Annotated in this window: 1 protein-coding gene; it reads right to left on the bottom strand. The window is 71.6% G+C overall.

The window, feature by feature from the left end; translation table 11 throughout:
- Positions 1–11 precede the first annotated feature (11 nt).
- Positions 12–10,658, bottom strand: coding sequence for an SDR family NAD(P)-dependent oxidoreductase (locus tag AC3EUV_RS21640; protein WP_435603636.1), 10,647 nt, complete (start codon positions 10,656–10,658; stop codon positions 12–14).
- Positions 10,659–10,691: the final 33 nt, after the last annotated feature.

Below are 10,691 nucleotides of genomic sequence, written 5' to 3'. Positions count from 1 at the left end.
ATCCGCACGCGTTAGGACATTCCGAGTTCGTTGTCGAGAGCATCGAAGAGTTCGTCGTCGGTGGCTGAGTCGAAGTCCTCTTCGGAGTTCTCCGGGCTCGCGCCGTTCCTGCTCTCGTCCCACTGCCACAAGATGCCGCGCAGCCGAGCGGTGATCTTGTCCCGGCCGGCGGCGTCGGGGTCGATCTCCGGCAGTCCGGCGGCGATCCGGTCGAGTTCGGCGAGCAGCCGGGCCGAGGGGTCCGCCTCGGCCGGTACCAGTTCCGCCCGCAGGAACTCGGCGAGCGCGACCGGGGTCGGATGGTCGAAGACGAGGGTGGCGGGCAGGGTCAGGCCACCGGCCGCGGCGAGCTGATTGCGCAGTTTCACGGCGGTCAGCGAGTCGAACCCCAGGTCCTTGAAGGGCCGGTGGTCCTCGACCTGATCGGCGGACTCGTAGGCGAGTACCGACGCGACATGAGTACGCACCAGGGCCAGCACGGTCTCCCGCTGCTTGTCCGCCGGCATGGCGATCAGCCGGTCCGCCCAGCCCTTCTCGCCCGGTCCCTCCGTGCCGGCCGACCGCCGGGTGTCGCCCGGCATCAGACCGTGCAGCAGGATCGGTCTCCGGTCCTTCGGCAGGGCCCGGATCGCCGGGATGTCCAGCGGAATCGGCACCAGCACCGGTTCGCCGGCCCGGCGGGCATGGTCGAAGAGGACCATGCCGAGTTCCGCGGTCATCGCTCCCGCCGAGATCCGCTCCGCCCGCATCTCCTCGCTCTGGTCCGCGGCCTGGACCCGCTCGGCCCAGACGCTCCACGCCATCGAGACGGCCGGCAGGCCCTGGGCGCGCCGGTGGTGTGCCAGGGCGTCCAAGAAGGCGTTGGCGGCGGCGTAGTTGCCCTGCCCGGCATTGCCGAAGTGCGCGGCCGCCGAGGAGAACAGGATGAACGCGGACAGGCCGAGGTCCTTGGTGAGCTCATGCAGGTTCCAGGCCGCGTCGACCTTGGGCCGCAGCACGGCGTCCAGATGCCCCGGCGTGAGCGAGGTGACCACACTGTCCTCGACCACCCCGGCCGCGTGCACGACCGCGGTCAGCGGACGGTCCTGCGGAACGGCCGCCAGCAGCTCCGCCAACGCGGTCCGGTCTGCGGCATCGCAGGCGGCGAGGGTGACTTCCGCCCCCAGTCCGGCCAGCTCGTCCCGCAGTTCGGTGGCCCCCGGGCTCGCCGCGCCACGGCGGCTGGTGAGCACGAGATGACGTATCCCGTGCTGGGTCACGAGGTGACGGGCCACCAGGGTGCCGATCATTCCCGTGCCGCCGGTGATCAGCACGGTGCCCTGTGCCTCGAAGGCCGGGGCCTCGCCGGTCAGGTGGACCCGGGCAAGCCGTACGGCGCGGGGTGTGCCGGCCCGGACCACGGCCTGCGGCTCGCCGGAGCCGATCACCTCCGGCAGGGCGGCGGCCGAGGCGTCCTGCTCGTCCAGATCGACGAGGACGAACCGTCCGGGATGCTCGGACTGGGCGGACCGGAACAGCCCCCAGCTCGATGCGTGCGGCAGATCGGTCACCGGGTCGGTGGCCTCGGCCGCCATGGCCCCGCTGGTCACCAGCACCAGACGGGAGGCGGCGAACCGGTCCTCGGCCAGCCAGCGCTGGATGAGTTCCAGGGCGTCGCGCACGGTGCCGTGTACCACCCCCGGGAGGAATTCGTCCTGCTCGCTGCGCGGGGCGGCGATCAGCACGGCCTCGGGTACGGGCGCGCCCGCCTTGACCGCCGCGGTGAGCGCGCCGAGATCGGCATAGGTAGCGCCATTCCCCGTGAACGCCGCCGACAGGCCCGCGCGGTCCGCACCGAGCACGGCCCAGGATCCCGTGAACTTCGGCCCGTGGAGGGCCGCCCACTCGGGCCGGAAGAGGGTGTCACGCGGTGCGGCACCGGTCAGCGCGGTGGCGGTGACGGCCCGGAGCCGCAGCGCGTCGACGGAGGCGATGGGCTCGCCGAGGCCGTCGGCGATATCCAGCGTCACCGCCCCCGTGGGCGCGGTGCGCAGGCAGGCCCGCAGGGTGCTCGCCCCGGTCGCGAAGAGCGAGACACCGTTCCAGGTGAACGGCATCCAGGGGCCACCGTCCTGCTCCGCGAGCGGGGACCACGACAGCGCGTGCAGTACGGAGTCGAGCAGGGCCGGGTGCAGCCCGAACCGCTCGGCCTCGTCCCGCTGGTCCTGCGGCAGGGTCACCTCCGCATAGAGGTCAGCACCCTGACGCCAGACCTCCCGCAGCCCCTGGAACACGGGACCGTAGTCCACTCCGGCCGCGGCCAGCTGGTCGTAAATACCGTCCAGGTCCACCGGGGTGGCTCCCTTAGGGGGCCACACCTCAAGGCCGGTGCCGCTGCCGTCGACGGTGTCCGGTCCGAGCAGCCCGGTGGCATGCCCGGTCCACGGCTCACCGTCGAGCGCATCATCGGCCCGCGAGTGCACGGTGACCGGTCGGCGTCCCTGATCGTCCGGAGCGCCCACGCTGACCTGGAGCTGCACCCCGCCCTGATCCGGGAGGATCAGCGGGGCCTCCAGCACAAGCTCCTCGACCCTGGGGCAGCCGACCTGGTCCCCCGCCCTGATGGCAAGGTCCACAAACCCGGTGCCGGGGAGGATGGTGACGCCCCGGACGGTGTGATCGGCGATCCAGGGGTGGGTGGCCGTACTGATCCGCCCGGTAAGGACGACCGTGTCCGTACCGGCCATCGAAACGGCGGCCGGGACGAGCGGATGCTCCACCGGTTGCAGTCCGAGACCGGCGGCATCCTGGGTGCCCGCCGAGACCGACAGCCAGTACCGCTGTCGCTGGAAGGCGTAGGTGGGGAGGCCGACCCGCCGGCCGGTGGGGAGCAGGGTGCTCCAGTCCACCGGGACACCATGCACCCAGAGTTGAGCGAGCGATTCCGCGAAGCGGGACCAGCCGCCTTCGTCGCGGCGGAGGGTGCCCGTTACGACGACGGGGGTGCCGGACTGCTGTGCCGTGTCCTCGATTCCGGGAGTGAGGACGGGGTGCGCGCTGGACTCGACGAAGACGCCGTGGCCGTCGGCCAGCAGGGCCTGGACCGCTTCCTCGAACCGTACGGTGTTGCGGAGGTTCTCGAACCAGTAGGAGGCGTCCAACTCCTCGCCGGAGACTACTGACGCGTTCACCGCCGAGTAGAACGGGATACGGCCCTGACCAGGGCGAACTTCGGCAAGAACCGTTGCCAGTTCCTCGCGCAGTTCCTCCACCTGGGGGCCGTGCGAGGCGTAGTCCACCGGGATCTGGCGGGCCCGTACGTCTTGCTCGGCACACTCCGCCAACAGCTCCTGCAAGGCTTCGGGTTCGCCGGAGACCACCGTCGAGGTCGGCCCGTTGATAGCGGCGACGGACACCCGCTCGCCCCACCTGGCGATGCGCTCCTGAACGGCCTCGCGCGAGCCGGCGACGGAGACCATGCCGCCGCGACCGGCCAGGACACGGCCGATGGCCTGACTGCGCAACGCCACCACGCGGGCACCATCACGCAGCGACAAGATCCCCGCAACGCAGGCCGCAGCAATCTCACCCTGAGAGTGACCCACCACAGCCGACGGCACCACACCGCAGTCCTCCCAGACCGCAGCCAACGACACCATCACCGCCCACAGCACCGGCTGCACCACATCAACCCGCGCCAACGCGTCCTCGTCGGACAGAACCTCATCCAACTTCCAGGACACAAACTCCGACAGCGCCGCACCACACTCAGCCATCCGCCCCGCGAACACCGGGGAGGCCGCCAGCAGTTCATCCGCCATACCGAGCCACTGCGACCCCTGACCAGGGAAGACGAGCGCTACACGGCTACCGGCCCCGGTACCGGTCGAACCCCGCACCACGCCCGCAGGGTCCACCCCCGCAGCCAGCCCACGAAGACCGGAAAGCGCCTCCGCACCATCAGCGGCGAGCACCACCGCCCGATACTCCAACCCCGCCCGCGTACTCAGCAGCGAGAACCCCACATCAACGGGATCCAGCCCCGGACGGCTCTCCACGAAGGACGCCAACCGGCCCGCCTGCGCGAGCAACGCTCGCTCGGAGCGTGCGGAGAGCACCCACGGCAGAACCCCGGGCCGCGCCTCCTCAGCCGGCTCCGCCGGCACCTCGTCAGGGGCCTGCTCCAGCACCACATGCGCATTCGTCCCGCTGATACCGAACGACGACACACCCGCCCGACGCAGCTGACCACTCTCCGGCCAATCCCGAGCCTCGGTCAGCAGCTCCACCGCGCCCGCGGACCAGTCCACATGCGACGACGGCTCATCGACGTGCAGCGTCTTCGGCAGCACACCGTGCCGCATGGCCAGCACCATCTTCATCACCCCGGCCACCCCGGCCGCGGCCTGGGCGTGCCCGATGTTCGACTTCACCGAACCCAGCCACAGCGGCTCTTCGCGGTCCTGGCCGTAGGTCGCCAGCAGCGCCTGGGCCTCGATCGGGTCGCCCAGCGTCGTTCCCGTGCCGTGCGCCTCCACCGCGTCCACATCCGACGCGTCGAGCCCGGCATTGGCGAGCGCCTGACGGATCACCCGCTGCTGCGAGGGGCCGTTGGGGGCGGTCAGACCGTTGGACGCACCGTCCTGGTTCACCGCCGAACCCCGCACCACCGCAAGCACCGGATGGCCATTACGCCGGGCATCCGACAGCCGCTCGACCAGCAGCAGGCCGACGCCCTCGCCCCAGCCCGCGCCGTCCGCGCTCTCCGCGAAGGCTTTGCTGCGGCCGTTCGGCGCGAGGGCGCGCTGGCGCGAGAACTCGATGAACTCCATCGGGGTGGACATCACGGTCACCCCGCCGGCCAGGGCCAGCGAGCACTCGCCGGACCGCAGTGCCTGGATCGCCCAGTGCAGGGCCACCAGCGAGGACGAGCAGGCGGTGTCGACGGTGACCGCGGGGCCCTCGAAGCCGAAGGTGTAGGAGATGCGGCCGGAGACCACGCTGCCCGCGGTGCCGGTGGCGAGGTGACCGTCCACCTCGGCGGAACTGTGGGCCAGGAAGGAGCCGTAGTCCTGGCCGTTGGTACCGACGAAGACGCCGGTGTCGGCGCCGCGCAGCGTCGTCGGGTCGATCCCCGCGTCCTCCAGGGCCTCCCAGGACGTTTCCAGCAGCAGCCGCTGCTGCGGGTCCATGGCGGTCGCCTCACGCGGAGAGATGCCGAAGAACCCGGGGTCGAAGTCGGCCACGTCCCGCAGGAAACCGCCTTCGCGGACGTAGGAGGTGCCGTGGTGGTCGGGGTCCGGGTGGTAGAGCCGCTCGACGTCCCAGCCGCGGTCGCCGGGGAAGGCGCTGACCGCGTCCTCGCCGCGGGCCAACAGTTCCCAGAGCTCCGCCGGAGAGGCGACGCCGCCGGGAAAGCGGCAGGCCATTCCGACGATGGCGATCGGATCGTCGTCCACGGCCCCGCGGGACCGCACCACGGTGGTGGCGGTCTGCCCGCCGAGCAGCTCTTCCCGCAGGAACCGCACGAGAGCGGCCGGGGTCGGATAGTCGAAGATCAGGGTCGCCGGGAGGCTGAGTCCGGTCGCGGTGTCCATGCGGTTGCGCAGTTCCACGGCGGTCAGCGAATCGAACCCGAGGTCCTTGAACGCACGGGATGCCTCCACCGCGCCGCTGCCCGCGTACCCGAGCACCAGGGCGACCTGGGCCGTGACCAGTTCGCGCAGCGCCCGGTCCTGGTCGGCCTGCGGCAGGCCGACGAGACGGTCCCGCAGCGCGTTCCCCGCACCGACTCCGGCCGCGGCGGCCCGCCGGCGCACCGGCACCAGTCCGCGCAGGACGGGCGCCACCTCCCCGGAGGCGGCGAGGGCCCGCAGGTCCAGCCGTATCGGGACGGACAGCGCGGTGTCCGTGGTGAGCGCGGCGTCGAACAGGGCCACGCCTTCCTCGGCGGTGAGCGGGACGAGTCCGCCGCGGGCCATCCGTCGCAGATCGGTGTCGCTGAGCTGCCGGGTGATCTCGCTGGTCTCGGCCCAGAGCCCCCACGCCAGGGAGGTGCCCGGCAGACCGCTGTTCCGGCGATGGCGGGCGAGCGTGTCCAGGAAGGTGTTGGCGGTGGCGTAGTTGCCCTGTCCGGCCGCGCCGAGTACCGCTGCCGCCGAGGAGAACAGCACGAACGCGGAGAGGTCGGCGTCCTGGGTGAGTTCGTGCAGGTTCCAGGCGGCGTCCACCTTGGGCCGCAGCACGGTGTTCAGGCTTTCCGCGGTGAGCGAGCCGAGGGTTCCGTCGGAGGTGACCCCCGCGGTGTGCACGACGCCGGTCAGCGGAGCGTCCGCCGGGATCCGCGCCAGCAGCTCGGCGAGGGCGTCGCGATCCGCCGCGTCGCAGGCGGCGATCTCCACCTGGGCGCCGAGCGCGGTGAGTTCCTCGCGGAGTGCGGCTGCACCCTCGGCGTCCGGGCCGCGCCGGCTCGTGAGCAGCAGGCTGCATACGCCGTGTGCGGTCACCAAATGCCGGGCGATCAGGGTGCCCAGGGTGCCGGTGCCGCCGGTTATCAGTACGGTGCCCTCGGGGTTCCAGACCGGGTCCGTGCCGGACGGTGCGGCTGTTCCGGCTGGTCCGGACGGTTGCAGCCCGGCGAGCCGAGGTACCGACAACGCGCCTTCCCGGACGGCCAGTTCGGTCTCACCGGTGGCCACGGCGGCATGAACCGCGGCGGAGGACTTCTCGTGGTCGTCGATATCGACCAGCACGAAGCGGCCCGGGTGCTCCGACTGCGCCGAGCGCACCAGCCCCCAGAGCGGCGCCATGGCCAGATCCACCGGCTCACCGGCGACCGAGACGGCGCCCCGGGTCACCACCACGAGCCGCGCGGTGGCGTTCCGGTCATCGGCGACCCAGCTCTGAAGCTGTTCCAGCAGTTGGTGGGTCACCGCACGCACGCCATCGGGAACGGTCGTCCCGTCCCCGTCCCCGGCCCCGGACGGATGCAGGAGCACCAGGCCGTCGTCGTCGCCGGCTTCGGAAACCTCCGGCAGTTCTGGCAGTTCCGGCAGTTCCGGCAGGGACACCCACTCCACCGCGAACAGCGCGTCGTGGTGGTCGCCCGGGACGGTCGTGGTCAGCTGCTCGGGAACCACCGGCTCCCAGCGCACCGCATCCGCGGAGGCGACCAGGCCGCCTGCCTCATCGGCGACGAGGAGCGCATACCCGTCGCCTGCCCTGCTCAGCTTCACCCGCAGCGCGGTGGCGCCCACCGCGTGCAGGCGCACCCCGGCCCAGGATGCGGGGAGCCGCAGCCCGCCGAGCGCTGGTTGCAGCGCGGCATCGAGCAGGGCCGGATGCAGTCCGAACTTCGCTGCGTCGGCGGCGACTTCGTCCGGCAGGGTGACCTCGGCGTAGATCTCGTCGCCGCGCCGCCAGGCGGCCTGGACGCCCTGGAACACGGGGCCGTGGTGGAATCCGGCGGCTCCGAGGGCGTCGTAGCAGGCGTCCACGGAGAGGACCTCGGCACCGGCCGGCGGCCAGACCGGTTCGCCGAACGCCGGCGTCGCGGCACCCTCCGCCAGCACACCCAGGGCATGCACGGTCCAGGACTGTTCCGGGGACTCCTCAAGCCGCGAGTACACCGCCAGTTCCCGGCGGCCGGCCGCGTCGGGCTCGGCGACGACGACGCGCAGCTGCACTCCGCCCCGCTCCGGCAGCACCAGCGGCATCCGTACGGTGAGTTCTTCGATCAGGTCGCAGCCGACCTGGTCCCCGGCCCGGATGGCGAGTTCGACCAGGGCCGAGCCGGGCAGCACGGCGGCGCCGAGTACGGCATGGTCGGCGAGCCAGGGGTGGGTGGCCAGGGACAGCCGGCCGGCCAGGACCACGGCGTCCGGCAGGGTCACGGTGGCACCGAGCAGCGGGTGATCGGCGGCGCCCAGACCCGCGGCGGTCATATCGCCGGCCCCGGCGTCCCCTTCCAGCCAGAAGTGCTGCCGCTGGAAGGCGTACGTCGGCAGCTCCACCCGGCGGCCGTCGGCAAGCATCGGCTGCCAGTCGACGGGGACCCCACGGACCCACAGCCCGGCGAGAGCCTCCGTGGCCACCTCGGGTTCGGGACGGTCCTTGCGCAGCGTGGGTACGAAGACCACGTCCTCCGCCAGGCAGTCCTGTCCCATGGCGGACAGGACGCCGTCCGGGCCGAGTTCGAGGAAGGTGGTGACGCCCTCGGCGTGCGCGGCCTGGATACCGTCGTGAAAACGGACGGCTTCCCGGACGTGCCGCACCCAGTACTCGGGGTCGCGGAGCTCGACGGAGTCGGCGAGGCGGCCGGTCACATTCGAGACGACCGGCAACTGAGCATCGGAGTAAGTGAGTTGGCCCAGGACGGCGCGGAACTCGGCCAGCATCGGGTCCATCAGCGGCGAGTGGAAGGCATGGCTCACCCGCAGCCGCTTGACCTTACGACCCTCCGCCTCCAGGGCGGTGATGACCTGGTTCATCTCGGTCTCGGCACCGGAGAGTACGACGGACTCGGGACCGTTGACGGCGGCGATCCCGACCAGGTCCCGGCCCTCCAGCAGCGGGGCCACCTCGTCCTCCGAGGCCCGCACCGACACCATCACACCGCCGGTCGGCAGGGCCTGCATCAGCCGCCCACGGGCCGCCACCAGCTTCGCCGCATCCGCCTGCGACCACACACCCGCCAGATAAGCAGCCGTCACCTCACCGATGGAGTGACCCAGCAACACAGCCGGAGCCACCCCACGCGACTCCACCAACCGATACAGCGCCACCTCCAGCGCAAACAGCGCCGCCTGCGCATACTGCGTCTGATCGAGGAGGTCGCCCTCACCCCGGACCACCTCCGTCAGCGGCCGCGGCAGCAGACCATCCAGTTCCCCGCAGACCTCATCCCAGGCCCGCGCAAACACTGGATACGTCTCATACAGCTCACGGCCCATCCCCAGCCGCTGCGCCCCCTGACCGGTGAACAGCGCACCGAGTTTGCCGTCGCTGACCAGCCCGGTGAGCACGCCGGGCGCAGCGTCACCGGTGGCCAGGGCGGACAGCGCGGTGCGCAGTCCGGTCCGGTCGGTGGCCAGGGCGACCGCGCGGTGGTCGAGGGCGGCACGCGTGGTGACCAGCGAGAAGCCGGTGTCCACGGGGTTCAGTTCCGGCTGCCCGTCCACGAAGGCGGCGAGTCCGGCTGCCTGTGCGGTGAGTGCCTGCCGGGAACGGGCGGACAGCGTCCAGGGCAGCAGACCGGACGGGTCGGATGCCACGGGGGCGGGGCCGGGCGCTGCGGGTTCGTCGGCCGGGGCCTGTTCGAGGACGACATGGGCGTTGGTGCCGCTGATGCCGAAGGAGGACACCCCGGCCCGGCGCGGCCGTTCGGCCGCCGGCCAGTCCCTGGCTTCGGCGAGGAGTTCCACCGCGCCGGCGGACCAGTCCACATGCGGTGAAGGGGCGTCCAGATGCAGGGTCTTGGGCAGCACGCCGTGCTGCATGGCGAGCACCATCTTGATGATGCCGGCGACTCCGGCGGCGGCCTGGGTGTGCCCGAGGTTGGACTTGATGCCGCCCAGCCACAGCGGGCGGTCCGCCGGGCGGTCCTGCCCGTAGGTCGCCAGCAGTGCCTGGGCCTCGATCGGGTCGCCGAGTGTCGTACCGGTGCCGTGCGCCTCCACCGCGTCCACGTCCGACGGCGAGAGATGCGCGTTGGCGAGTGCCTGGCGGATCACCCGCTGCTGCGAGGGGCCGTTGGGGGCGGTCAGACCGTTGGACGCACCGTCCTGGTTCACCGCCGAACCCCGCACCACCGCGAGCACCGGGTGGCCGTTGCGCTGGGCATCCGAAAGGCGCTCGACCAGCAGCAGGCCGACGCCCTCGCCCCAGCCGGTGCCGTCCGCGGCGGCGGCGAACGGCTTGCAGCGGCCGTCCGCCGCGAGACCGCGCTGGTAGGAGAAGTCGACGAAGGTGTCCGCGGTGGCCATCACGGTCACGCCGCCGGCCAGCGCGAGGTCACAGTCCCCCGCCCGGAGCGCCAGCACCGCCTGGTGCAGCGCCACCAGCGAGGAGGAACAGGCGGTGTCCACGGTGATCGCGGGGCCCTCGAAGCCGAACAGATAGGAGATCCGGCCGGAGACCACACTGCTCACCGCGCCGGTGCTCATAAAGCTGGCGATGTCGTCGGGGACATCGATGACCCGCGCGGCATAGTTGTGGTACATCAGCCCGGCATAAACGCCGGTCTTGCTGCCCCGCAGGGTGCCCGGGTCAATTCCGGCGCGTTCGAAGACCTCCCACGACGTTTCCAGGAGCAGCCGCTGCTGCGGGTCCATCGCGAGCGCCTCGTGCGGTGAAATTCCGAAGAATCCCGGGTCGAACTCCGCGGCATTCCGGAGGAATCCGCCCTCCCGGACATAGGAGGTGCCGGGGTTGGCGGGGTCGGGGTGGTAGAGCCCCTCCACGTCCCAGCCCCGGTCCGCCGGGAAGGCGGACATGCCGTCGCGGCCCTCGGACAACAGCGTCCACAGGTCTTCCGGAGAGGCGACCCCGCCGGGATAGCGGCAGGCCATGCCGACGATCGCGATCGGTTCCGATTCGAGTTCCCAGATCCGGCGGCGGCTCTGCCGCAGATCGATTGTGGCCTGCTTGAGATACTCGACAAGTTTCTTGTCGTTGGTCACCTGGTTCCGCCCCTTCGACCGGCACGAAAAATG

It is taken from the genome of Streptomyces sp. bgisy130 (assembly GCF_057708345.1).
Note: the sequence above shows the minus strand (reverse complement) of the source record. Positions and strands in the feature narration are given on the sequence as shown.